Source organism: Paenibacillus sp. FSL L8-0333 (assembly GCF_037965665.1).
Taxonomy (GTDB): domain Bacteria; phylum Bacillota; class Bacilli; order Paenibacillales; family Paenibacillaceae; genus Paenibacillus_AQ; species Paenibacillus_AQ odorifer.
The window spans coordinates 6,169,442-6,192,760 of record NZ_CP150186.1 but is presented as its reverse complement, the minus strand read 5'-3'; the positions used below and the strand labels follow the sequence as shown (position 1 = coordinate 6,192,760).

Here is a 23,319-nt window from a genome sequence, read left to right as displayed (position 1 = left end):
TTCTTCTTGCGGAGAATCAGGGGCTTTTTTTTTTTTTTTTTTTGAGAAAGATTTATTATTCGACACCAATTGATAATAAAGCATAACAATATGATCTTTTTCTACATAATTCGTCAAATTACAACAATCGATTGTTTACAATTATACTAATCTTAGAGTAAAATGAAGGAGGTATAATAATGTAAAATAATAGGAGTTGTGGGAGGGTGTTAATATGGGGAAATGTCCTTTTTCCTTCATGCATGCGTTAACTGCACGTAATAATAATGTGGATTCTCCTGCCTCTCGTTCCTTAGACTTCAAGGATCAGAATCATTCTGTTGCGGAGTCTTTTCATAAACTGGAAGGACATGGCGAACTTAACGAGCAGATGAGGATGATTGATCTAACTGAAGCAGATCTGAACTTACTACGCAGGGTGAAACCTGTTGTTGAGCAGAATATAGACTATATCATTGATCAATTTTACAATTCTGTATTAGGTGTAAATAAACTCGAAGCTATTATTTTGGAACATAGCAGTATAGATAGGTTAAAAACTACTCTACGTGGTCATATCCTAGAGATTTTTAATGGAAAGGTTGACGATGAGTACATAGCAAAGCGTCTAATGATCGCTAATATTCATAAAAGAGTAGGGCTTGAGCCTAAATGGTACTTATCTGCTTTTCAGAATCTTCAGAACGTATTTATACGCGTTATATATAATGAAACAAACGATGACAATATACGCCTTCGAGTGGTTCAGACGGTGACTAAACTGCTTAATCTTGAGCAGCAATTGGTGCTAGAAGAATATGAGAAGGAGAATATAAGAGAGAAGGAGGAGCAATATTTATTAGTAAAAAATGAATTGAAACAAAAAATTTCAGAGTTTAGCGTTGAACTGATAGATTATAGCATCGATACTAATGCTGCTGTGAAGCAGCTAGTGGCAAGCAGCAATGAAGTAAGTAGAACATTCCAACGTACGGCTTCATCCGCTCTGGAGTCACAGGGATTAGCTGCAGATGGGCATGAACACTTGGACGATTTGACTGAGCAAATTAATCTCATATATCAGACCACCAGTGAGATGGAAGACTCGATCATTGAGTTAAGCGATTCCTCTAAACAAATTCAAAAAATCGTGAACTCAGTAAGGGAAATTGCTGATCAGACTAAAATCCTCTCACTTAATGCAACGATTGAAGCCGCAAGAGCTGGTGAGCATGGTAGAGGGTTTAGTGTGGTTGCTCAAGAAGTTAGCCGGCTTGCGGAGGATACTAAGAATACTGTGATTCAGATCGTAGAGCTAACAAATAAATCAGGACTCCTCACTCAGCAGGTTGTAGAAGAGATTCGTAAGGTGCAGGACTTGACTAAGAATGGGAAATACCAATCGGTCGAGACTAGTCTTTTGTTCTCTGATATTGTAGACGCTATGCGTAGCAGTACACAGGAGATTGTAATAGTGGAAGAAGAAATAAGAACCTTAATCCAAACCATTGAGGGGATCGGAACTGCAACGGCTCAGACTGCTTCCTCCGCAGAGATTTTTAAGTCTGCGACAGAGAATCTTTAACATATATATAGTAGAAGAACAGCGCATGAAAAAAATATGCGTTGTTTTTCTATTTTTGCTTGCAATACTGCTGCCTATTATATATAATAATAAATGTTGTTCTGAGACGTTGCGATGATGTGAGAGGTTACTGACACACCCGGCCCCTTTGCCATGGGGACGAGGTCAGAAAATTTTCACGGAGTATGTCCGATACCAAATTGGGCGATAGAAGGAGGGACTAAAATGGCAAAGCAAAAAATTCGTATTCGCTTGAAAGCATACGACCACAGAATTCTTGATCAATCCGCTGAGAAGATTGTTGAAACAGCAAAACGTTCGGGTGCAGGTGTGTCCGGGCCGATTCCGTTACCAACTGAGAAGCAAATCATTACTATTCTCCGTGCGGTACACAAGTACAAGGATTCCCGTGAACAGTTTGAACAACGGACTCACAAACGTTTGATCGATATTGTGAACCCAACACCACAAACTGTGGATGCCTTGATGCGCTTGGATCTACCGTCCGGTGTAGATATCGAAATCAAATTGTAATTCTATTTTAAGTAACTTAGGAAAAGAAAAGAGGTGTCAACATTGAAAGGTATCTTAGGAAAAAAACTCGGTATGACTCAAGTGTTTACTCCAGAAGGTAACGTAATTCCTGTTACTGTTATCGAAGCAGGACCTTGTGTAGTACTGCAAAAGAAAGACCTGAATATCGACGGATATGAAGCAGTGCAATTGGGCTTTTCTGATAAAAAAGAAAAACGCTCCAATAAGCCTGAACAGGGTCACGCCAAAAAGGCAAATGCAACACCTAAGCGCTACGTTCGTGAAATTCGCGGTGTTGATCTCGGGTCTCTCGAGGTTGGACAAGAGCTGAAGGCTGATATCTTTGCTGAGGGCGAATTTGTTGACGTAACTGGTACATCTAAAGGTAAAGGTTTCCAAGGTAACATCAAACGTTGGGGACAAAGCCGCGGACCAATGGCACACGGATCGCGTTACCACAGAAGACCGGGTTCCATGGGTTCTATCCAAGCTAACCGTGTTCCTAAGGGCAAACGCCTTCCAGGACATATGGGTCACACGACTATTACGGTTCAAAAGCTTGAAATTATCAAGGTTGATGTTGAACGTAACGTATTGCTGGTTAAAGGCGCTATCCCAGGTCCTAAAAACAGCTTCGTGAAAGTTAAACAAACCGTTAAGAAATAATTATTGAAGAAAGGAGGAACATGAAATGCCAAAAGTAACACTTTTTAATATTAGTGGCAACGAAGTTGGTGAAGTGGAATTGAGCGATACAGTATTCGGTATTGAACCGAATGAGCACGTTCTACATGAAGCTGCGCTTATGCAAAGAGCTTCCCTACGTCGTGGTACACACAAAGTAAAAGGACGTTCTGAAGTTCGTGGCGGTGGACGTAAACCTTGGAAACAAAAAGGTACAGGTCGCGCTCGTCAAGGCTCCATTCGTTCTCCACAATGGAAAGGCGGCGGCGTTGTCTTCGGACCAACACCACGTAGCTATTCCTGGAAACTGCCTAAGAAGGTTCGTCGTTTGGCGATCAAATCCGCTTTGTCCTCGAAAGTACTCGAGAATGACATTATCGTATTGGATAGCTTGACAATGAATGCTCCGAAAACGAAAGAATTCGCAGCAATCTTGAACAATCTGAAAGTAGATCGTAAAGCGTTGATCGTAGCTACTAGCTATGATGATAACGTAGCACTTTCCGCTCGTAACATCCCTGGGGTGAAATTCGTAGCGGCTGACGGCATTAATGTTCTTGACGTACTGACGTACGACAAACTGATCATCACTAAAGAAGCAGTTCTGAAGGTAGAGGAGGTGTTCGCGTAATGAAAGATCCTCGTGATATTATCAAACGTCCGGTGATTACGGAACGTACTTCCGACTACATGAGCGAAATGAAATACGCTTTTGAAGTGGATATTCGTGCTAACAAAACCGAAATCAAAAAAGCTGTCGAGGCTATTTTCAAAGTAAAAGTAACAAATGTGAACACAATGCGCGTACCTGGCAAACTGAAACGTTATGGTAAATATTCTGGTTACACTCCAGAGTGGAAAAAAGCCATCGTTAAGCTTAGCCCGGACAGCAAACCGCTTGAATTTTTTGAAGCGGTAGAATAATACTCTGTTGAAGTAAGGAGGGAACTACAGTGCCAATCAAAAAGTACAAACCGACCTCTCCGGCAAGACGCGCTATGTCCGTGTCTACGTTTGAAGAAATTACAACAAACCAGCCAGAGAAATCGTTGCTTTCTCCGCTGTTCAAACATGCGGGACGCAACAACCAAGGTAAAATTACGGTTCGTCACCATGGCGGCGGACATAAACGTAAATACCGTATTATCGACTTCAAGCGGACTAAAGACGGCATACCAGGTAGCGTTGCTACAATCGAGTATGACCCGAACCGCACATCTAATATTGCTTTGATCCACTATGCTGATGGAGAGAAACGTTATATCATCGCTCCTAAAGGTCTAAGAGTTGGGGATAAAGTAGAGTCCGGTCCTGCGGCCGACATCAAAATTGGTAACAGTCTTCCACTGGAGAACATTCCAGTAGGTACAGTTATCCACAACATTGAGTTGAAACCAGGTAAAGGCGGACAATTGGTTCGTGCAGCTGGTACAGAAGCTCAATTGCTTGGTAAAGAAGAAAAATACTGTTCCGTTCGTTTGTCATCCGGTGAGGTTCGTAAGATCCTTAGCGTATGCCGTGCAACTATCGGTTCCGTAGGTAACGAAGATCACGAATTGATCAAAATCGGTAAAGCTGGACGTAGTCGCTGGCTCGGCCGTCGTCCTGAAGTTCGCGGGGTAGTAATGAACCCTAACGATCACCCACACGGTGGTGGTGAAGGTCGCGCTCCAATCGGACGTAAATCGCCAATGTCTCCATGGGGCAAACCAACCCTTGGTTACAAAACGCGTAAGAAAAACAAGGCATCTGATAAATATATCGTTCGCCGCCGCACTAAATAAGACGCTTCTGGCAAGTTAATAAAGCGCGAAGCGTCGATTCGCGGTTTGAAGAACCGGATGAAGGGAGGATTCACACATGGGTCGCAGTTTAAAGAAGGGGCCGTTTATCGATGGCTACCTGCTTAAAAAAGTTGAGGAACTGAACGAGGCTGAGAAAAAGGTTGTAGTTAAAACTTGGTCCCGTCGCTCAACCATTTTCCCTCAGTTTATCGGACATACGTTTGGTGTATATGACGGCCGTAAACACGTGCCTGTATACGTAACAGAAGATATGGTAGGTCACAAGTTGGGCGAGTTCGCGCCAACACGTACTTACAAAGGCCACGCGGGTGACGATAAGAAAACAAGAAGATAATAATAAGGTCTCTGTTTGAAAGGAGGTTAAACAATGGAAGCAAAAGCACATGCAAGATCGGTGCGAATTTCCGCTCGTAAAGCGAAACTGGTTGTTGACTTGATTCGTGGTAAGCAAGTGGGGGAAGCAATTGCTATTCTTCGCCACACTCCGAAATCCGCTTCTCCGGTCGTTGAAAAGTTGCTTAATTCGGCAATTGCGAATGCTGAGCATAACTATTCTTTGGACGTGAACAGTTTGTTCGTTAGCGAGGTTTTCGTTAACCAAGGACCTACTATGAAACGTTTCCGTCCGCGCGCCATGGGCCGCGCAAGTCGGATCAATAAACGCACGAGCCACATTACACTGGTGGTATCTGAGAAATAAGGAGGGATAACACGTGGGTCAAAAGGTAAATCCAATCGGACTCCGAATCGGTATTATTCGCGATTGGGAATCTAAATGGTATGCAGGAAAAGATTTCGGTACTCTTCTGATGGAAGACGTCAAAATCCGGGAATACCTTAAAGGCAAATTGAAGGATTCCGCTGTTTCCCATATCGAGATCGAAAGAGCGGCTAGCCGCGTGAACGTTACAATTCATACAGCTAAACCAGGTATGGTTATTGGTAAAGGCGGAGCAGAAGTAGAAGTACTTCGCAGCGCAGTTACAGCAATCGCTGGTGGCAAAAAAGTACACATCAACATCAATGAAATCAAGCACCCTGAATTGGATGCAATTCTTGTAGCTGAGAGCATTGCTCAACAATTGGAACGTCGTGTATCGTTCCGTCGTGCCCTCAAACAAGCGATTCAAAGAACTATGCGTTCTGGCGCAAAAGGGATTAAAACTCAAGTGGGCGGACGTCTTGGCGGAGCTGAGATTGCTCGTTCAGAAGGTTATAGCGAAGGAACAGTTCCACTTCATACGCTTCGTGCCGATATCGATTACGGAACGGCTGAAGCACATACAACTTACGGTCTTATTGGCGTAAAAGTATGGATCTACCGTGGAGAAGTTCTTCCCCCAGCTAAGAAACAAGCTGCTCAGGAAGGAGGCAACTAATCATGTTGGTACCAAAACGCGTAAAACACCGCAAGCAACAACGCGGACACATGAAGGGTATGGCAAAAGGCGGTACTGAATTGAACTTCGGCGAATTCGGCCTGGTTGCACTTGAACCGTCTTGGATCACTAACCGTCAGATCGAAGCTGCTCGTATCGCGATGACACGTTATATCAAACGTGGCGGTCAAGTTTGGATCAAGATTTTCCCAGATAAACCTATTACTCAAAAGCCTCTCGAGGTTCGTATGGGTAGTGGTAAAGGTAACGTTGAGAAATGGGTAGCCGTAGTTAAACCGGGCAAGATTATGTTCGAACTCGGAGGCGTGTCGGAAGAAATCGCTCGTGAAGCGATGCGTCTTGCCGCTCACAAGCTGCCTGTAAAGACTAAGTTTGTGAAACGTGAAGAATTGGGTGGTGAAGCAAATGAAAGCTAATGAACTTCGCAACTTAACCACTGCTGAGATTGAACAAAAGATCGCTGGATTCAAAGAGGAACTTTTTAATCTCCGTTTTCAATTGGCAACTGGCCAATTGGACAACCCAACTCGGATTCGTGACGTGCGTAAGGAAATAGCTCGTGCTAAAACCGTGATCCATCAAAGAGTGCTTGGGATTAGTTAAGTGAGACGGATCGCAGATCCGTATTCAGGAAGGAGGCTAACTAATGAGTGAAGAACGTAATGCACGTAAAGTGCTAATCGGTAAAGTGGTCAGTGATAAAATGGATAAAACCATCGTAGTTGCTGTTGAAACCTATAAAAAACACAATTTGTACCACAAACGCATCAAGTCTACGAAGAAATTCAAAGCACATGATGAGGGAAATGTTGCAAAGATTGGCGATACCGTAAAACTCATGGAAACTCGTCCGTTGTCTAAGGACAAACGTTGGAGACTAGTTGAAGTGGTAGAAGCAGCGGTTATCATCTAAGATAATCAAGAGAGTTTTTCCGGAAGGAGGAAATTATAATGATTCAACCATTTACACGTTTGCATGTGGCTGACAACTCTGGTGCGAAGGAACTGATGTGTATCCGCGTACTGGGTGGTACTGGACGCCGTACAGCAGCAATCGGTGATTTGATCGTTTGTTCCGTTAAACAAGCAACACCAGGCGGCGTTGTCAAAAAAGGTGATGTTGTTAGAGCGGTAGTTGTTCGTACGAAACGTTCCGTTCGTCGTAAAGATGGATCTTACATCGCATTCGACGAAAATGCAGCTGTTGTTGTTAAAGACGACAGAAGCCCTCGTGGAACACGTATCTTTGGACCAGTTGCTCGCGAACTTCGCGATAAAGACTACATGAAGATCGTTTCCTTGGCACCGGAAGTTATCTAATAAACACGGCACCAATAAGTTGAAGGTTAGTTATAGGAGGTGTAATAAATGCCTAGAGTGAAAAAAGTTCTGGAATCCCATAACAATAAACTGCACGTGAAGAAAGATGACGTGGTGCTTGTGATTAGTGGTAAAGACAAAGGCAAAAAAGGCCGTGTCATCGCTGCTTATCCTCGTGAAAACCGCGTTCTGGTAGAAGGCGTCAATATGGTGAAAAAACACCAAAAGCCGAACCAGCTGAATCCACAGGGTGGAATTATTGAGCAGGAAGCTTCGATTCATGTGTCCAACGTAATGCACATCGATCCGAAGACCGGCAAAGTAACCCGTATCGGTTACAAAGTTTTGGACAATGGTAAAAAAGTTCGGATTGCTAAAAGATCCGGAGAGATTATCGACTAATCTAGCCCTTAAGAAAGGAGGTTAAATCTTCATGGCAGCAAGAATGAAAGAACGTTTTCTTAACGAAATTACACCTGCTTTGATGCAGAAGTTTAACTATACAACTGTTATGCAAGTGCCTAAGATCGAGAAGGTTGTCATCAACATGGGTGTGGGTGACGCTGTTCAAAACTCCAAAGTACTTGATGCTGCAGTTAATGACATGCAGTTGATCGCTGGTCAAAAACCAGTAATCACTAAAGCTAAAAAATCCATCGCTGGTTTCAAACTACGCGAAAATATGCCGATTGGGGTTAAAGTAACACTGCGCGGAGAGCGTATGTATTACTTCTTGGACAAATTGTTCAACGTAACACTTCCACGTGTACGTGACTTCCGTGGTGTTTCCACTAAAGCCTTTGATGGCCGTGGTAACTACACACTTGGTCTTAAAGAACAATTGATCTTCCCCGAGATCGAATATGACAAAGTGGATAAAGTCCGCGGTATGGACATCGTTATTGTAACGACTGCTAAGACGGACGAGGAATCCCGCGAGCTGCTGGGTCAGCTGGGAATGCCTTTCGCAAAATAAAGTCGGTTAATCCATTTTCTCCGAAAATGTTTAGGAGGTGTCAGGCTAAGTGGCAAAAACTTCGATGAAAGTTAAACAACAACGTACGCCTAAGTTTAAAGTACGTGCATATACACGTTGCGAACGTTGTGGTCGTCCACATTCGGTACTGCAAAAGTTCAAAATTTGCAGAATTTGTTTCCGTGAATTAGCTTATAAAGGCCAGATCCCTGGCGTGAAAAAAGCAAGTTGGTAAGAAGTTTATAAACGGGAAGGAGGTTTACACACATGACTATGTCTGATCCTATTGCAGATATGCTTACTCGTATTCGTAACGCTAACATTGTGCGTCACGAGACGGTAGAAATGCCTGCTTCTACTATGAAGAAACAAATCGCTGACATTTTGAAGCGTGAAGGTTTCATCCGCGATGCGGAATTCGTTGAAGATAGCAAACAAGGGATTATCCGTATCTTCTTGAAATACGGCCCTAACCAAGAGCGTGTTATTTCTGGTTTGAAAAGAATCAGTAAACCAGGCCTTCGCGTATACACGAAGAGCAATGAAGTGCCTCGTGTACTCGGTGGTCTAGGAATCGCGATTATCTCCACATCTAAGGGAGTTATGACCGACAAAGAAGCTCGTCAATCAAAATCTGGCGGAGAAGTTGTCTGCTACATTTGGTAATAAACGTCACAAGATAAGGAGGTGCAACACATGTCTCGTATTGGTCGCAAACCAATCGCAGTACCTAGCGGTGTAGATGTCACTTTGGACAACGCCGTTATTACAGTAAAAGGTCCAAAAGGTTCTTTGACTCGTGAGCTTCATAAAGACATGAAGGTTACAGTTGAAAATAACGAAATTACCGTTGTTCGCCCGTCGGATAACAAATTGCATCGTTCACTTCACGGCACAACCCGCTCCGTTGTCAACAACATGGTAGCAGGTGTGACTGAAGGTTTCTCGAAATCTCTGGAACTGGTTGGGGTCGGATATCGTGCAAGCAAATCCGGAGATAAAATCGTTCTGAACGTTGGTTATTCCCACCCGGTTGAAATTACACCGGAAGCTGGAATCGAGTTCGAAGTTCCTGCGAACACGAAGATCATCGTTAAAGGTATCGATAAAGAACGCGTTGGCGCATACGCTGCTAAAATCCGTTCCGTTCGTGAACCAGAACCGTATAAAGGTAAAGGTATCAAATATGAAGGCGAGCGTATCATCCGCAAAGAAGGTAAAGCTGGTAAGAAGAAATAACCAGTTTAAACTTAATTGTAAGATACCCCGTGCATCTTAAAGTGAAGCTGTTTACGGCAAACTGAAGGGAGTGAAAGGGAAGTCATGATTACAAAAGAAGATAAAAACAAGGCTCGTCTCAAAAGACACCTGCGTGTTCGTAAGAAGATCCAGGGAACTACTGAGCGTCCACGTTTGAACGTATTCCGTTCTTCGAAACACATCTACGCTCAACTGATCGATGATGTTAAAGGGGTTACTATCGTATCCGCTTCTACACTTGATAAAGATCTGAGCGCTAACATCGGTAATGGCGGCAGCGTTGAAGCTGCAGCGAAAGTTGGCCAATTGGTCGCTGAGCGTGCCAAAGAAAAAGGATATGCAGTGGTCGTATTCGACCGCGGAGGTTACTTGTACCATGGACGGATTCAAGCATTGGCTGATGCAGCTCGTGAAGCTGGTCTTGAATTCTAGAATAATTCTTAAAAGGAGGTTAACGACTTGCGTGTAGATCCGAACAGTTTAGAACTGACAGAAAGAGTTGTACACATTAACCGTGTTGCAAAAGTTGTAAAAGGCGGACGCCGGTTCAGCTTTAGTGCACTTGTTGTTGTGGGCGACGGCAACGGCTACGTCGGTGCTGGTATCGGTAAAGCCGGCGAAGTTCCGGATGCCATCCGTAAAGGCATTGAAGACGCCAAGAAAAACCTGATTCACATCCCAATCGTAGGAACTTCGATTCCCCATCTCGTTACTGGACACTTCGGCGCAGGACGCGTGTTGCTGAAACCAGCATCAGAGGGTACTGGCGTTATCGCTGGCGGTCCAGTTCGTGCGGTATTGGAATTGGCAGGCGTTGGCGACATTTTGACAAAATCACTGGGTTCTTCGAATTCCATGAACATGGTCAATGCAACTTTGGAGGGACTTTCCCGTCTGAAACGCATTGAAGAGGTCGCGAAACTTCGCGGCAAATCTGTCGAAGAATTGCGCGGTTAAGGAGGGGAACGTCAATGGCAAAATTGCAAATTACCCTCGTACGTAGTGTAATCGGACGTCCAGAAACACAACGTGTTACTGTTAAGACGCTCGGCCTGCGTAAACTCAACACGACAGTGGTTCACAATGACAGTCCTGCAATTCGCGGAATGATCAATAAAGTGAGTCACTTGCTATCTGTAACTGAAATTGAAGGCTAAACGCCTCGCATAAATTAACAAACATAAGGAGGTGCAAACGATGAAGTTACATGAACTTGCTCCAGCTCCTGGTTCCCGCAAAGAACGCAATCGCGTTGGTCGTGGTCCTAGTAGCGGAAATGGTAAAACTTCCGGTCGCGGTCACAAAGGTCAAAACTCACGTTCTGGCGGTGGTGTTCGTCCGGGCTTCGAGGGTGGACAAAATCCGCTCTATCGTCGTCTGCCTAAACGTGGTTTCGTCAATCCTACCCGTAAAGAGTATGCGATTGTGAACCTGGAAGATCTGAATAGCTTTGCAGAAGGAACTGAAGTGACTCCGCAGTTGTTGCTTGAAACTGGTGTTGTCAAGAATTCCAAAAGCGGCATCAAGATTCTCGGCAACGGTGAGTTGACCGTAAAATTGACTGTACAAGCAAATAAGTTCTCTCAATCTGCGGTAGAGAAAATCGAGGCTGCCGGCGGTAAAACCGAGGTGATCTAATGTTCAAGACGCTTAAGAATATCTGGCATGTTGAAGATTTGCGCAAAAAGATCCTGTTTACCTTGTTCATTCTGATTATCTACCGTATCGGTTCGTTTGTTCCGGTTCCTGGTGTGAACAAAGATGTACTGCAAACAGCAAATCAGAGTGGTGACGCTTTGATGGGACTCTTGAACACCTTTTCGGGCGGAGCGCTCAAAAACTTCTCGATATTTGCGATCAGTATTTACCCGTACATTACAGCATCCATCATCGTGCAATTGCTGTCGATGGATGTTGTTCCTAAGTTTGCTGAATGGGCTAAACAAGGGGAGCATGGGAAAAAACAATTGGCGCAAATCACTCGTTACGGAACAGTGATATTAGCCCTGATCCAAGGTTTTGCTACGTCGATAGGGTTTAACCGGATTTATGGAACTCAAATGATGCCGAATGCGACATTTGCTGATTACTTGCTGGTTGCCATTATCTTGACGGCGGGTACTTCTTTCTTGATGTGGCTTGGTGAACAGATTACCGAAAAGGGAATCGGGAACGGGATTTCGATCCTGATTTTTGCGGGAATCGTCGCCGCCATTCCGGGATATATCACAAGTACGGCTAACTCAAGTTTTATTCAGCCGGATCAGGTGTTCCTGAATATTCTTAAAGTCGTTATCGTGCTGATTGTGATTGTAGCGATTATTACAGCAGTTATCTTCGTACAGCAAGGTATTCGGAAGATTCCTGTTCAATACGCTAAACGCGTAGTCGGCAATAAAATGTACGGTGGACAGAATACACATATCCCATTGAAAATTAATGCGGCAGGTGTAATTCCGGTAATCTTCGCCGTATCATTGCTTCAGTTCCCAGTTGTTCTCTCCAGTTTCTGGTCAACACATGCCTGGGCTCAATGGATTGCTAAGTATTTAGCAACCGATGCTCCACTTGGTATGCTTCTGTATGTAGTGATGATCATTGGATTCACGTTCTTCTATACGTTCGTGCAGATGAATCCTCAGCAGATGGCTGATAACATGAAGAAGAATGGTGGGTACATTCCAGGTATCCGTCCTGGTAAAGCTACAGAGAAATATTTGACTAGAGTAATGTCTCGTCTGACTATGTCCGGCGCTTTGTTCTTAGCTTTGATCTCTGTTCTGCCGATGTTCTTCGGTGCTTTATCTGGATTGCCTAAAGAAGTTCGAATTGGCGGTACATCACTGCTGATCGTAATCGGTGTGGCATTGGATACTATGAAGCAGATCGAGAGCCAATTGATCAAACGCCATTACAAAGGCTTCATCAATAAATAGGTGATAGGTTCCGGTGAAGCTTAAGTTTGTATTCTTCCCGGCACCTATTATGCTGTTTCTTGCTTGGTGGCGAACTTTTGGGGGGAGAGAGAAATCGTGAACATTTTATTCATGGGCCCTCCTGGGGCAGGCAAGGGAACACAAGCGGCAGAAATCGTTAAAGAATTTGGTATTCCTCATATTTCGACAGGAGATGCTTTCCGTTTGGCAATCAAACAGGAAACTCCGGTAGGATTGAAGGCCAAATCATTTATAGATCAAGGTTTGCTTGTACCAGATGATGTGACCATTGGGATAGTCGAAGAACGGTTGCAGCAGTCCGATTGCGAAAAAGGATTTCTATTGGATGGTTTTCCAAGAACTCTTTCGCAAGCGGAAGCGCTGGATGATATTCTTAGCCGTTTGAACACTTCTTTGGATCATGTCATCAACTTGAATGTTGACCGTGGATTGCTAATGGCGCGTCTAACTGGACGTCGTATCTGCAGCGTTTGCGGAGCATCCTACCATTTAATCTTCAACCCGCCGAAGCAAGATGGCATTTGCGACATTGATGGCGGTGAATTATATCAACGTCCGGATGACAACGAAGAAAGTGTAGGCAAGCGCCTGGATGAGTATGATAATAAAACAGCGCCGCTGCTTGCGTTTTATGATAATAAAGGTCTTTTGCGTCAGGTAAACGGGGAAAACGAAATTAATGTCGTTACTTCTGAAATCGTGTCTTTAATGCGGGGTTAATGTAATGATCATTTGTAAATCCGAACAGGAACTTGCCTTTATGAGGGAAGCTGGTCGAATTGTTGCCGAGAGTCACCGTCTTATTGCTCTGGCCATTGAGCCTGGCATTACAACGGGCGAGCTCGACAGAATCGCCGATCAATACATTCGCAGTCAAGATGCTGTGCCGTCTTTCAAAGGCTACAACGGTTTTCCTGCCAGCATTTGCGCTTCAGTCAACGAACAATTAGTGCATGGATTTCCAGGTAAACGTAAACTGATCGAAGGCGATATTGTTACGCTGGATATCGGTGCAGAGTACCGCGGTTATCACGGTGATTCCGCCTGGACCTACGGTGTGGGCAGCATTTCCGAAGAGGCTCAGCGTTTGCTGGACGTTACGGAAGGCTCCTTGTACGCGGGACTGGCGTTAGTTAAGCCGGATGTGCGCTTGTTTACAATCTCCCATGCTATTCAGCAATACATCGAAGAGGCTGGTTTCTCAGTCGTACGTGAGTATGTTGGTCATGGTATTGGGGCAAAACTGCATGAAGAACCGCAAATTCCGAATTATGGCATAGCGGACCGCGGACCACGTCTGAAACCGGGTATGGTGCTCGCGATTGAGCCGATGGTAAACGCAGGAAAGAGACATGTCAGAACACTGGAAGATAACTGGACTGTCGTTACGGTTGATGGCTCACTATGTGCTCACTTCGAGCATACAGTAGCAGTTACTCCGGACGGCATGGAAATTTTCACAAAACTGAATGCGTAGGTGATCTCCACTTGAATACTGTGAGCAGCCCGCAGGTTGGTCAATTAGTGAGAATTCTCAAAGGCAAAGATGCCGGAGAGGCAGCCGTTGTTATCGCAGTTGTTGATAGCAGATTTGTATACATTGCAGATGGAGACAAACGTAAGTTTGATGGGCCAAAGAAGAAGAATATTCTTCATCTTGAGCTCATACCCTTCATCAGCAGTGAGGTTGTGGACAGTTTGAAGGAAACTGGACGGGTAACAAACGGAAAGCTGCGATTCGCAGTCATGAAGTATGCTGGACCCACCGGAATAAGTGCTGATGAGAAAGGAGACTAACTGTGGCTAAGGAAGATGTCATTGAAGTAGAAGGTACTGTCCTTGAACCGTTGCCAAACGCAACGTTTAAGGTTGAGCTTGAGAACGGTCATCAAATACTTGCCCATGTATCCGGTAAATTGCGGATGCACTTTATCCGTATTTTGACCGGAGACAAAGTGGTCGTGCAGTTATCGCCTTATGATTTATCAAAAGGTCGTATAACTTACCGTAAATAGATGGGAACTACGAAAAAAGTTTTGCTTCGCAAAACTTTGAGGAGGTAATTAACATGAAGGTAAGACCTTCTGTAAAGCCCATTTGCGAGAAATGTAAAGTAATCCGCCGCAAAGGGACTGTTATGGTGATTTGCGAAAATCCGAAACACAAACAAAAACAAGGTTAAGAAGGGGGTGTAGCGTAAAATGGCTCGTATAGCTGGAGTGGATTTGCCACGTGACAAACGCGTTGAGATCGCCTTGACTTATATTTTCGGAATCGGTAAAACGACTTCTCAGAAAATTCTTAATGAAACAGGCATTAGCGCTAATACACGTGTCCGTGATTTGACGGAAGATGAAGTCAGCAAACTGCGTGAAACGATCGACAAAACGGTTAAGGTTGAAGGTGACCTGCGTCGTGAAATTTCCTTAAATATTAAACGTCTTACTGAGATCGGCTGTTACCGCGGTGTTCGCCACCGTCGTGGATTGCCTGTTCGCGGTCAACGTACTAAAACGAATGCCCGTACCCGGAAAGGCCCGCGTCGTACGGTAGCAAACAAAAAGAAATAATAAGGGGGGATAAGAGACAATGGCTAAACCGAAAAAAGTCGTACGTACCAAACGTCGCGACCGTAAAAATATCGAATCCGGCGTGGCACATATTCGTTCCACGTTCAACAACACCATCGTTACCATCACGGATCCTCACGGAAATGCAATTTCCTGGGCAAGCTCCGGCGGCCAAGGATTTAAAGGTTCCCGTAAGTCCACTCCATTCGCAGCGCAAATGGCAGCTGAATCAGCAGCTAAAGCAGCTATGGAGCACGGCATGAAGTCGGTTGAGGTTATGGTTAAAGGACCGGGCGCGGGCCGCGAAGCAGCCATCCGTTCCCTTCAAGCTGCAGGGCTTGAAGTTAACCTTATTAAAGACGTAACTCCGGTTCCTCACAATGGATGCCGTCCGCCTAAGCGTCGTCGCGTATAGTGAAATCAGTATTGTGAATGTGGTATAATTCTGACGCATCTGCTAATAATAGGTGTTTAGGCATACTACATGATGCACCTGATGGGGTGACAGTTTCATATAGGAGCGACGTTGAAGGAGGGGTAAACTCGTGATAGAAATCGAAAAGCCGAAGATTGAGACCGTAGAAGCTAATGATGAAGGTACCTATGGGAAATTCGTAGTTGAACCGCTGGAACGTGGGTATGGCACGACTCTGGGGAACTCGCTTCGCCGGATATTGCTTTCTTCGCTTCCAGGAGCCGCAGTGACTTCGGTCCAAATTGACGGCGTTCTGCATGAGTTCTCGACCGTTCCAGGCGTAATGGAAGATGTGACGGAAATCATTCTGAACCTTAAAGCCTTGTCTCTGAAGATTCATTCAGACGAGGAAAAAGTGTTCGAGATTGATGCTGAAGGGGAAGGCATCGTTACCGCAGGTGATATCCGTGCGGACAGCGATGTTGAGATCCTCAATCCGGATCTTCACATTGCAACGCTGGGACCTGGTGCGAGACTTCATATGCGTATTTTTGCAGGCCGTGGTCGCGGCTATGTCCAAGCGGACCGGAACAAACGTGACGATCAGCCAATTGGTGTTATTCCAGTTGACTCCATCTACACTCCAATTTCACGCGTTAACTACGGCATAGACAATACACGTGTTGGTCAAGTGACCAACTACGACAAATTGACGCTTGAAATTTGGACGGATGGAAGTATCAGACCGGAAGAGGCTGTAAGCCTCGGAGCCAAAATTTTGAACGAGCACCTCGTTCTGTTCGTAGGTCTTACGGACGAAGCGAAAGACGCCGAAATTATGGTTGAAAAAGAAGAAGACAAAAAAGAAAAAGTACTTGAGATGACAATCGAAGAGCTTGATCTTTCTGTTCGTTCCTACAACTGCCTCAAACGTGCTGGTATTAATACCGTACAAGAGCTTACCACGAAGACTGAAGAAGATATGATGAAGGTGCGTAACCTTGGTCGCAAATCTTTGGAAGAAGTTCAGGAAAAGCTTGAGGAACTTGGTTTGGGTCTCCGCACAGAAGAATAGCTGCAGATTGCTTTAGTAAAGGAGGGAAAACACAATGGCATACCAAAAATTGGGCCGTGATTCCAGTGCGCGTAAAGCGTTATTTCGCGACATGGTAACGGATCTGTTTTTATACGAGCGCATCCAAACAACGGAAGCTAAAGCGAAAGAAGTTCGTTCTATCGCTGAAAAGCTGATCACTAAAGCTAAAAAAGGTGATCTTCATGCTCGTCGTCAAGTAGCTGCATTTGTTCGCCGCGAGACTGTTGATGGTGAACAAGATGCAATTCAAAAATTGTTCTCTGACATTGCTCCTCGTTACACTGAGCGTCCAGGTGGATACACTCGTATCCTTAAACTAGGACCTCGTCGTGGCGACGCTGCGCCTATGGTTTATCTTGAATTGGTAGACCGCGCGTAGTATCACAAGTATTGATTTCCGATGCTTCCCTTTCATCCAGCCCTCTTTGGAGTAAAGATGGGGGAAATATCAGCGTTATTGTGCTGCAGAGGCGCAAGACTCTGCTGTACTAATAACCGTGGGAATCACCTTGGTTCAATTGAAGGAGCTCCCGCAGGGGCTCTTTTTTTTGAAATTAAGGATCCTATAGGACTTGTAGTTCTATATATGAAAAATGGATGCCGTCCTTCCAGGGACGGCGAAGCCATTTCTTCAAATAGAAGATCAGACAGTGCTTCGATCGACGTTCTGCTGACCGGTTTAAAAAGGAGAACGGAATGCGTAATCTATTGATGAAGGTCAATTATGACGGAACGAATTATGATGGCTTTCAGACCCAGCCTCAGGGCAATACGATTCAGGATCGGCTGGAGCAAGCCATACTCCATCTGACAGGTGAGAAGCTTAAGATTACTGCTTCAGGCCGTACAGATGCCGGAGTACATGCCTATGGCCAGCCTTTTAACTTTACAACCTCCTCTCGAATCCCAACTGAACGTTGGTGTCTAGCGCTTAATGCCCGGCTGCCACAAGACATCGTGGTTACAGAGGCTAGGGAAGTTCCGCTAACGTTTCACTCTCGTAGAGGGGCTAAGCGTAAAACTTACCGATACACGATTAATGGCAACAGGTTTCCAGATCCGTTTCAACGGCGCTGGCAGCTTCACCATCCAGTGAAGTTGGATATTCCTGCGATGCAGCAAGGCTTAACGCAAATTATAGGGACACATGACTTCACTTCGTTTGCATCACGACGGTCTACGAAGACTTCTCATGTACGAACGATCTTTGAAGCTCATATGGAAGTAGATCGCAGTATGTGCCGACCCTCTTCATCAGATCAAGGAGTTATCCATACTTATATAACGGGTAGTGGATTTCTTCAGCACATGGTTCGCATTATTATGGGGACTTTGATCCATGTGGGGGAAGGTAAAATACCTGCTGATAAGGTTGCTGAAATATTGACAGCATGTGATCGATCACATGCTGGTCCAACAGCTGTGGCCATGGGGTTAGCTTTGTGGAGTGTTGAATATGACGAGATTGAAAGTGAATAGTTTTTTCTATAAATTTCTTCCTAATTAATAGGCTAAATGTTTAAAAATCACTTGCACTTGTTATGTTTATACTGTAATATAAAAGTTGTGTTTTCTTGATGGCTATCCCACAGCCCCGATCAGGAAAATGCCAAAAAAATGCTTTGCTTAACTCACATAATCGTAATTCAATGAGAAACAAGATATACGAAACAGAAGATTTTCGTACGAGAACAAGGAGGAAACATTCATGCGTACCACCTATATGGCGAAGCCGAACGAAGTTGAACGCAATTGGCACATTATTGATGCCGAAGGCAAAACACTCGGTCGTTTGGCCAGCGAAGCCGCTGCTTTGATCCGTGGCAAACACAAACCGCAATTCACTCCACACGTTGATACAGGAGATTTCGTTATCGTAATCAACGCTGAGAAAATTCACTTGACCGGTAAGAAATTGCAAAACAAAAAATACTACCGTCACTCGATGCACCCAGGTGGTTTGAAAGTTACTAATGCTGAAACTCTGCTGAACACTAAACCAGAACGCGTAATTGAATTCGCGGTTCATGGTATGATTCCTAAGACTCGTCAAGGGGACCACATGAAGCTGAGATTGAAAGTATATGCAGGCGCCGAGCATCCACATGCAGCACAAAAACCTGAAGTTTACGAACTTCGCGGATAAGAATAGAGGAGGACAGTTTCATGGCACAAGTACAATACTATGGGACAGGTCGTCGTAAACATTCGGTAGCACGTGTTCGCCTTGTACCGGGTGAAGGACGCATTGTCATTAACAAACGTGAGATGGACGAATATTTCGGTGTGGAAACACTGAAAATGATCGTAAAACAACCTTTGAACCTGACTGAAACACTGGGCAACTACGATGTAATCGTTCTTGCACATGGTGGCGGCATTTCCGGTCAAGCTGGAGCAATTCGTCACGGTATTTCCCGTGCATTGCTTAAAGTTGACCCTGAATATCGCGGTGCATTGAAGAAAGCCGGCTTCCTGACTCGTGACCCACGTATGAAGGAACGTAAGAAATACGGCTTGAAGGCTGCACGTCGTGCGCCTCAGTTCTCGAAACGTTAATATCTACAGAATTCAACCCTTGGCCTTATGGCCGAGGGTTTTATTTTTTATTGCCCCTTTCCACAAGAAATGGGCTTTTTTTGCATCTATTTACTAATTCTAACGGTTGAAACGCATTGACTTCCTCAGTAAAAGTTATATACTATTTCATATAGAATTAGTTGGTTTTATTACTTCTTTTACCTCATTTATTCATACGATTAATATTTTGGATGGAGGAATACCTTAATGAACCTGCTCGAGAAAGAGGATTTAATCAAAGTTAAGGCCGAAGAATTAGAAACTGCTTCACCCGAGGAAATTATCCGCTGGGCTGTAGAAACATTTCCTAACATTACTTTTGCCTGCAGCTTTGGTGCCGAAGATGTAGTGCTAGTTGATATGCTTCACAAAGTTAGTCCGTCTACAGACGTCTTTTATCTCGATACAGATTATCATTTTAAGGAAACCTATGAGACCAGAGATTTGATGGCGGATAAATACGGGCTGGAGTTCGTACGAGTGTCTCCACAAATCACTCCGCAGGAGCAAGCACTTCAACACGGTGATGCGTTATGGACAGTAGATCCTAACCAATGTTGTGGGATTCGTAAAGTAGAGCCGCTGACTCGTATCCTATCTCAATATGAAGCTTGGATTACAGGCATTCGTCGTGACCAAGCGCCTACCCGTGCTAATGCCAAAAAGGTTGAGTATGATTATAAATTTGGTTTGGTTAAGTTTAATCCAATTGCGGATTGGACAACTGAGGATGTATGGAACTATATTCGTGAAAATGATGTAATTTATAACCCTCTACATGACCGTAACTATCCAAGTATCGGCTGTGAGCAATGTACACGTCAGGTTATGCCTGGTGAAGATCCGCGTGCTGGACGTTGGGCTGGATCAGAGAAGACTGAGTGCGGATTACACAAGTAAGACCTATCCCCGTGAGAACCCAGAAGGAGAGACGATAATGACTTCAATACGTCCGCATGGCGGAACATTAGTTAACCGTGTAGTAGAGGGTACAGAAAGAGAAGAATTGCTGCAGCTTGCACGTGAATATAAGGCGATTGCCGTGAACACCTGGACTTTATCTGATTTGGATCTAATAGCGGTAGGTGCATTTTCTCCACTAACTGGATTTTTGAATGAACAAGATTATCACTCCGTAGTCAAAAACATGCGTTTAGCAGATGGCACAGTGTGGAGCATTCCAATAACACTTGCTGTAGAAGAGGATGTGGTCTCTGGTTTAGCTATTGGAGACAAAGTATCTCTAATCGGTGAAGAGGATGGCGAGATCTACGGTTTATTGGATATTGAGAGTATTTATACGGTTGATCAAAATCTTGAAGCGCAAAATGTATTCAAAACAACAGACCCTGAACATCCAGGAGTAAGTAAGCTGTTGGCCCGCCCGGCTACCTATGTAGGAGGACCAATTACAGTGCTGAATAGACCTCAGCCAGAAAAGTTCGGAGAATTTTATTTTGACCCTTCAGCTACGCGTAAGATATTTGCAGACAAAGGCTGGAGAACAGTTGTAGGCTTCCAGACGCGTAACCCAGTTCATCGTGCACATGAATATATTCAGAAGTGCGCTATGGAGGTTGTAGACGCTCTGTTCTTAAACCCGCTTGTGGGTGAGACGAAGTCTGATGATGTACCGGCAAATGTACGAATGAAGAGCTACCTGGCGCTTTTGGAGAATTATTATCCTGAGGATCGTACCTTTCTAGGTGTTTTCCCGGCGGCCATGCGTTATGCTGGTCCGAGAGAAGCGATTTTTCATGCTATGGTTCGCAAAAATTACGGCTGCACCCATTTTATTGTCGGACGTGACCATGCGGGTGTAGGTGATTACTACGGAACTTATGAAGCACAAGAAATTTTCGCGAATTTTACCGCTGAGGAACTTGATATTACTCCATTATTTTTTGAACACAGCTTCTTCTGTAAAAAATGCGGAAATATGGCTTCCAGTAAAACCTGCCCGCATCCTGGCGATGATCATATGACTTTGTCGGGTACAAAGGTACGGGCTTTGCTTCGGGAGGGTCAATGTCCACCTCCTGAATTTACGCGACCTGAGGTTGCGCAGATTCTAATTGAAGGCATGACTCAAGAAGTAACAGCTTAATCATCGTTAGCTAGTACTATTTGGCCTTCTTGTCCCATATAGATGAGTATTATCTATCGGGACGAGGGGGTCTTTGTTATGTCTGGCCGAAAACACAGTAAAGTCTCGGTTTGGATCTCATGGAGCAGTATCAAAAAATGTATGCTGGGCGCGACACTGCTGGCTATAATGATCGGCATTATAGCGTATGACATGCCTACTGCCAAAACGTTAAATTATTGGAGTCTTCCTTTGTCTGGTAAAGTGATCGCTATCGACGCTGGACATGGGGGAGCAGATGGAGGGGCAGTTAGCCGGGAAGGGCTAATTGAGAAAGACATTAATCTTGCGGTCTCTCTTTATTTACGTGATTACCTGCAACAGGCAGGGGCTATTGTTGTGATGACCCGTGAAGGGGATTATGATTTGGCTCAGGAGGGCACTAAGGGCTATTCTAAGCGCAAGACTGAAGATCTTAAGCAAAGAGTAAGAAGCATTGAAGAGAAGGGCGCAGATCTTTTTATAAGCGTTCATATGAACAGTGTGCCTTCGAACCGGTGGAGCGGGGCGCAGACCTTTTACTATCCCAATCACAAGGATAATAAAGCTATAGCAGAGTTTGTACAGAGTGAGCTGAAGACTACCCTGGAAAATACTGATCGTGTAGCTAAGACTGTAAATACTGTTTATCTATTAAAAGCATTAAAAATACCTGCGATCCTTGTAGAGGTCGGTTTCTTGTCGCACCCTCAGGAATCAGTTCTGCTCGGAGATGATGTTTATCAACGCAAGGTAGCGACTAGCATATATCGTGGCATTCTTCGTTATGCTTCCGAGTAGCCGGGACTACTCATCAGGAGATGGGTAATGCTATAATAGACAAAAACTCCGGAAGAATTCTCCTCCGGAAAGGAAACAGAGGTGCTTTCCATGCTGACTAGGGAACATATCCAGGAAATACTGCAGTCATTAACAGACCCGGAAACCGGAAAAAGCCTTGTGGAACTACAGCTGATCCGTGACATTATGATTAAAGAAGATCGTATTTCTTTGTCAATCGTATGTCTGGATCCTGAAGAGCAAAGTCGCATGGACCTAGAACAACAGGTTCGTGAGTTGCTTGAAGCGGGTGGAGTCACTAATGTACATATCCGGCTGCGTGATGCAACCGATTATGAACGTGCTCTGCTTCGCGGAGAGAGTGCTGGGGAAGAGCCATTGGCTGATGAACCGGGGAAACTTAAGGGACATGCAGCAGGCCTTGACGATCATGAATTAATCAATGAGAACTCTGGTGTTAACTTTATCGCCATTGCCAGTGGTAAAGGCGGGGTTGGAAAGTCTACGGTTACTGTGAATTTGGCAGTAGCTCTGGCTAGAAAAGGTAAAAAGGTTGGATTGATTGATGCGGACATTTATGGGTTTAGCATCCCTGATATGATGGGAATCGAAGAGGGCCCCGTTGTAGAAGAGGGAATCATTATTCCTGTGGAACGTTTCGGAGTGAAGGTCATGTCTATGGGCTTCTTTATCCGTGAGAATAGTCCGGTAATTTGGCGGGGACCTATGCTTGGCAAAATGCTGCGCCAATTCTTTGGTGATGTGGGCTGGGGAGAACTTGATTATATGCTGCTTGATCTTCCTCCAGGTACAGGTGATGTGGCGCTTGACGTACATCAGATGCTCCCTCACAGCAAAGAGATTATTGTTACGACCCCTCATGCTACCGCAGCGTTTGTGGCGGCTAGAGCGGGCTCTATGGCTCTGCAGACAGAACATGAGATTATTGGAGTCATTGAGAACATGGCTTATTATGAGTGTAAAGACTGTGGTAAAAAAGATTATATTTTTGGCAGAGGTGGAGGCGCGCGGCTTGCGGAGACACTCCATACGGAGCTGCTTGCACAAGTTCCATTGGGCGCACCGGACAACCATATTTCTGAACCGGATTTCTCACCTTCTGTATACAAGGAAGACACACCAACTGCCTTGTTGTTTGCTGATATCGCCGAAAAGCTGATTGCGAAATATGAGCACTAATTATTGTGCATAAAAAGAGGCCGTCCCACTTT

39 protein-coding genes are annotated in these 23,319 nt (G+C 44.6%); all 39 read left to right on the top strand.

Going from position 1 to position 23,319, the window contains the following annotated elements; genetic code table 11:
* The first annotated feature begins 214 nt into the window (after positions 1-214).
* The 39 genes from NYE72_RS27725 to NYE72_RS27535 all read left to right on the top strand — a co-directional run bounded on the left by NYE72_RS27725 (position 215) and on the right by NYE72_RS27535 (position 23,287).
* A complete protein-coding gene (locus NYE72_RS27725) occupies positions 215-1,564 on the top strand; it encodes a globin-coupled sensor protein (RefSeq protein WP_339210889.1) in 1,350 nt (449 codons plus the stop codon).
* Between the two features lie 225 nt (positions 1,565-1,789).
* Positions 1,790-2,098, top strand: a complete 309-nt coding sequence (gene rpsJ / locus NYE72_RS27720) for a 30S ribosomal protein S10 (protein WP_017692074.1) — start codon at positions 1,790-1,792, stop codon at positions 2,096-2,098.
* A gap of 42 nt (positions 2,099-2,140) precedes the next feature.
* Complete coding sequence (gene rplC / locus NYE72_RS27715) at positions 2,141-2,764, top strand: 50S ribosomal protein L3 (protein ID WP_036680532.1); 624 nt, start codon at positions 2,141-2,143, stop codon at positions 2,762-2,764.
* 25 nt (positions 2,765-2,789) lie between these two features.
* On the top strand, positions 2,790-3,413 hold the full coding sequence (gene rplD / locus NYE72_RS27710) for a 50S ribosomal protein L4 (RefSeq protein ID WP_036680536.1): 624 nt from the start codon (positions 2,790-2,792) through the stop codon (positions 3,411-3,413).
* Entirely contained in the window at positions 3,413-3,706 is a 294-nt protein-coding gene (rplW, locus tag NYE72_RS27705; protein ID WP_036680537.1) for a 50S ribosomal protein L23, read from the top strand. The genes rplD and rplW overlap by 1 nt, the downstream gene beginning before the upstream one ends.
* A gap of 29 nt (positions 3,707-3,735) precedes the next feature.
* Positions 3,736-4,566, top strand: a complete 831-nt coding sequence (gene rplB / locus NYE72_RS27700) for a 50S ribosomal protein L2 (RefSeq protein WP_036680541.1) — start codon at positions 3,736-3,738, stop codon at positions 4,564-4,566.
* A 76-nt stretch (positions 4,567-4,642) separates the two neighbouring features.
* On the top strand, positions 4,643-4,921 hold the full coding sequence (gene rpsS / locus NYE72_RS27695; RefSeq protein ID WP_036652940.1) for a 30S ribosomal protein S19: 279 nt from the start codon (positions 4,643-4,645) through the stop codon (positions 4,919-4,921).
* A 33-nt stretch (positions 4,922-4,954) separates the two neighbouring features.
* On the top strand, positions 4,955-5,287 hold the full coding sequence (rplV, locus tag NYE72_RS27690; protein WP_036680546.1) for a 50S ribosomal protein L22: 333 nt from the start codon (positions 4,955-4,957) through the stop codon (positions 5,285-5,287).
* A gap of 13 nt (positions 5,288-5,300) precedes the next feature.
* On the top strand, positions 5,301-5,966 hold the full coding sequence (gene rpsC, locus NYE72_RS27685) for a 30S ribosomal protein S3 (RefSeq protein ID WP_038573452.1): 666 nt from the start codon (positions 5,301-5,303) through the stop codon (positions 5,964-5,966).
* Positions 5,967-5,968: 2 nt separating this feature from the next.
* Positions 5,969-6,403, top strand: coding sequence for a 50S ribosomal protein L16 (rplP, locus tag NYE72_RS27680; protein WP_036680552.1), 435 nt, complete (start codon positions 5,969-5,971; stop codon positions 6,401-6,403).
* Entirely contained in the window at positions 6,393-6,590 is a 198-nt protein-coding gene (gene rpmC / locus NYE72_RS27675) for a 50S ribosomal protein L29 (RefSeq protein WP_019908232.1), read from the top strand. Before rplP ends, rpmC begins: the two co-directional genes overlap by 11 nt.
* Positions 6,591-6,633: 43 nt before the next feature.
* Positions 6,634-6,900: a 30S ribosomal protein S17 gene (gene rpsQ, locus NYE72_RS27670; RefSeq protein WP_036680554.1), complete on the top strand. Its 267-nt coding sequence runs from the start codon at positions 6,634-6,636 to the stop codon at positions 6,898-6,900.
* 38 nt (positions 6,901-6,938) lie between these two features.
* Complete coding sequence (gene rplN, locus NYE72_RS27665) at positions 6,939-7,307, top strand: 50S ribosomal protein L14 (protein ID WP_036680556.1); 369 nt, start codon at positions 6,939-6,941, stop codon at positions 7,305-7,307.
* Between the two features lie 48 nt (positions 7,308-7,355).
* Positions 7,356-7,709 (top strand): 50S ribosomal protein L24, encoded by a 354-nt coding sequence (gene rplX / locus NYE72_RS27660; protein WP_076099615.1) that lies wholly within the window; start codon positions 7,356-7,358, stop codon positions 7,707-7,709.
* Between the two features lie 31 nt (positions 7,710-7,740).
* The gene (rplE, locus tag NYE72_RS27655) at positions 7,741-8,283 is read left to right on the top strand and encodes a 50S ribosomal protein L5 (RefSeq protein ID WP_036680558.1); all 543 of its coding nucleotides are present in this window, start codon (positions 7,741-7,743) and stop codon (positions 8,281-8,283) included.
* Positions 8,284-8,332: 49 nt separating this feature from the next.
* Complete coding sequence (locus tag NYE72_RS27650) at positions 8,333-8,518, top strand: type Z 30S ribosomal protein S14 (RefSeq protein WP_013312154.1); 186 nt, start codon at positions 8,333-8,335, stop codon at positions 8,516-8,518.
* A 32-nt stretch (positions 8,519-8,550) separates the two neighbouring features.
* Complete coding sequence (gene rpsH / locus NYE72_RS27645) at positions 8,551-8,949, top strand: 30S ribosomal protein S8 (RefSeq protein WP_036680560.1); 399 nt, start codon at positions 8,551-8,553, stop codon at positions 8,947-8,949.
* 30 nt (positions 8,950-8,979) lie between these two features.
* A complete protein-coding gene (rplF, locus tag NYE72_RS27640) occupies positions 8,980-9,522 on the top strand; it encodes a 50S ribosomal protein L6 (protein ID WP_036680562.1) in 543 nt (180 codons plus the stop codon).
* Positions 9,523-9,606: 84 nt separating this feature from the next.
* Positions 9,607-9,975, top strand: coding sequence for a 50S ribosomal protein L18 (gene rplR, locus NYE72_RS27635; protein WP_036680564.1), 369 nt, complete (start codon positions 9,607-9,609; stop codon positions 9,973-9,975).
* A 27-nt stretch (positions 9,976-10,002) separates the two neighbouring features.
* Positions 10,003-10,500, top strand: a complete 498-nt coding sequence (rpsE, locus tag NYE72_RS27630) for a 30S ribosomal protein S5 (protein WP_036652980.1) — start codon at positions 10,003-10,005, stop codon at positions 10,498-10,500.
* Positions 10,501-10,514: 14 nt separating this feature from the next.
* Complete coding sequence (gene rpmD / locus NYE72_RS27625) at positions 10,515-10,700, top strand: 50S ribosomal protein L30 (protein WP_036680567.1); 186 nt, start codon at positions 10,515-10,517, stop codon at positions 10,698-10,700.
* Between the two features lie 40 nt (positions 10,701-10,740).
* A complete protein-coding gene (gene rplO / locus NYE72_RS27620) occupies positions 10,741-11,181 on the top strand; it encodes a 50S ribosomal protein L15 (RefSeq protein ID WP_036680569.1) in 441 nt (146 codons plus the stop codon).
* Entirely contained in the window at positions 11,181-12,479 is a 1,299-nt protein-coding gene (secY, locus tag NYE72_RS27615) for a preprotein translocase subunit SecY (protein WP_076099614.1), read from the top strand. The genes rplO and secY overlap by 1 nt, the downstream gene beginning before the upstream one ends.
* A 96-nt stretch (positions 12,480-12,575) precedes the next feature.
* Positions 12,576-13,220, top strand: coding sequence for an adenylate kinase (locus NYE72_RS27610; protein WP_038573451.1), 645 nt, complete (start codon positions 12,576-12,578; stop codon positions 13,218-13,220).
* 4 nt (positions 13,221-13,224) lie between these two features.
* Positions 13,225-13,977: a type I methionyl aminopeptidase gene (map, locus tag NYE72_RS27605; RefSeq protein ID WP_076099613.1), complete on the top strand. Its 753-nt coding sequence runs from the start codon at positions 13,225-13,227 to the stop codon at positions 13,975-13,977.
* Between the two features lie 11 nt (positions 13,978-13,988).
* Positions 13,989-14,297 (top strand): KOW domain-containing RNA-binding protein, encoded by a 309-nt coding sequence (locus NYE72_RS27600; RefSeq protein ID WP_036680581.1) that lies wholly within the window; start codon positions 13,989-13,991, stop codon positions 14,295-14,297.
* A 2-nt stretch (positions 14,298-14,299) separates the two neighbouring features.
* Positions 14,300-14,515, top strand: coding sequence for a translation initiation factor IF-1 (gene infA / locus NYE72_RS27595; protein WP_036652996.1), 216 nt, complete (start codon positions 14,300-14,302; stop codon positions 14,513-14,515).
* A gap of 53 nt (positions 14,516-14,568) precedes the next feature.
* A complete protein-coding gene (gene rpmJ / locus NYE72_RS27590) occupies positions 14,569-14,682 on the top strand; it encodes a 50S ribosomal protein L36 (RefSeq protein WP_003322638.1) in 114 nt (37 codons plus the stop codon).
* Positions 14,683-14,701: 19 nt separating this feature from the next.
* The gene (gene rpsM / locus NYE72_RS27585) at positions 14,702-15,070 is read left to right on the top strand and encodes a 30S ribosomal protein S13 (RefSeq protein WP_036680583.1); all 369 of its coding nucleotides are present in this window, start codon (positions 14,702-14,704) and stop codon (positions 15,068-15,070) included.
* Between the two features lie 19 nt (positions 15,071-15,089).
* Positions 15,090-15,485: a 30S ribosomal protein S11 gene (gene rpsK, locus NYE72_RS27580; protein WP_019908251.1), complete on the top strand. Its 396-nt coding sequence runs from the start codon at positions 15,090-15,092 to the stop codon at positions 15,483-15,485.
* Positions 15,486-15,615: 130 nt separating this feature from the next.
* Positions 15,616-16,560 carry a DNA-directed RNA polymerase subunit alpha gene (locus tag NYE72_RS27575; RefSeq protein ID WP_036680585.1) on the top strand — a complete coding sequence of 315 codons (945 nt, stop codon included), beginning with the start codon at positions 15,616-15,618 and terminating at the stop codon, positions 16,558-16,560.
* A gap of 34 nt (positions 16,561-16,594) precedes the next feature.
* A complete protein-coding gene (rplQ, locus tag NYE72_RS27570; protein ID WP_019908254.1) occupies positions 16,595-16,960 on the top strand; it encodes a 50S ribosomal protein L17 in 366 nt (121 codons plus the stop codon).
* Between the two features lie 317 nt (positions 16,961-17,277).
* Positions 17,278-18,060, top strand: a complete 783-nt coding sequence (gene truA, locus NYE72_RS27565; RefSeq protein ID WP_339210887.1) for a tRNA pseudouridine(38-40) synthase TruA — start codon at positions 17,278-17,280, stop codon at positions 18,058-18,060.
* A gap of 229 nt (positions 18,061-18,289) precedes the next feature.
* Entirely contained in the window at positions 18,290-18,727 is a 438-nt protein-coding gene (gene rplM, locus NYE72_RS27560; RefSeq protein ID WP_036680589.1) for a 50S ribosomal protein L13, read from the top strand.
* A 20-nt stretch (positions 18,728-18,747) separates the two neighbouring features.
* Positions 18,748-19,140 carry a 30S ribosomal protein S9 gene (rpsI, locus tag NYE72_RS27555; protein WP_025706574.1) on the top strand — a complete coding sequence of 131 codons (393 nt, stop codon included), beginning with the start codon at positions 18,748-18,750 and terminating at the stop codon, positions 19,138-19,140.
* A 228-nt stretch (positions 19,141-19,368) separates the two neighbouring features.
* Positions 19,369-20,061, top strand: a complete 693-nt coding sequence (locus tag NYE72_RS27550) for a phosphoadenylyl-sulfate reductase (RefSeq protein ID WP_036680616.1) — start codon at positions 19,369-19,371, stop codon at positions 20,059-20,061.
* Between the two features lie 37 nt (positions 20,062-20,098).
* Positions 20,099-21,268: a sulfate adenylyltransferase gene (sat, locus tag NYE72_RS27545; RefSeq protein WP_339210885.1), complete on the top strand. Its 1,170-nt coding sequence runs from the start codon at positions 20,099-20,101 to the stop codon at positions 21,266-21,268.
* A gap of 78 nt (positions 21,269-21,346) precedes the next feature.
* On the top strand, positions 21,347-22,087 hold the full coding sequence (gene cwlD / locus NYE72_RS27540; protein ID WP_038573445.1) for an N-acetylmuramoyl-L-alanine amidase CwlD: 741 nt from the start codon (positions 21,347-21,349) through the stop codon (positions 22,085-22,087).
* Between the two features lie 90 nt (positions 22,088-22,177).
* Positions 22,178-23,287 carry an Mrp/NBP35 family ATP-binding protein gene (locus NYE72_RS27535; RefSeq protein WP_036680625.1) on the top strand — a complete coding sequence of 370 codons (1,110 nt, stop codon included), beginning with the start codon at positions 22,178-22,180 and terminating at the stop codon, positions 23,285-23,287.
* The last annotated feature ends 32 nt before the right edge of the window (positions 23,288-23,319 follow it).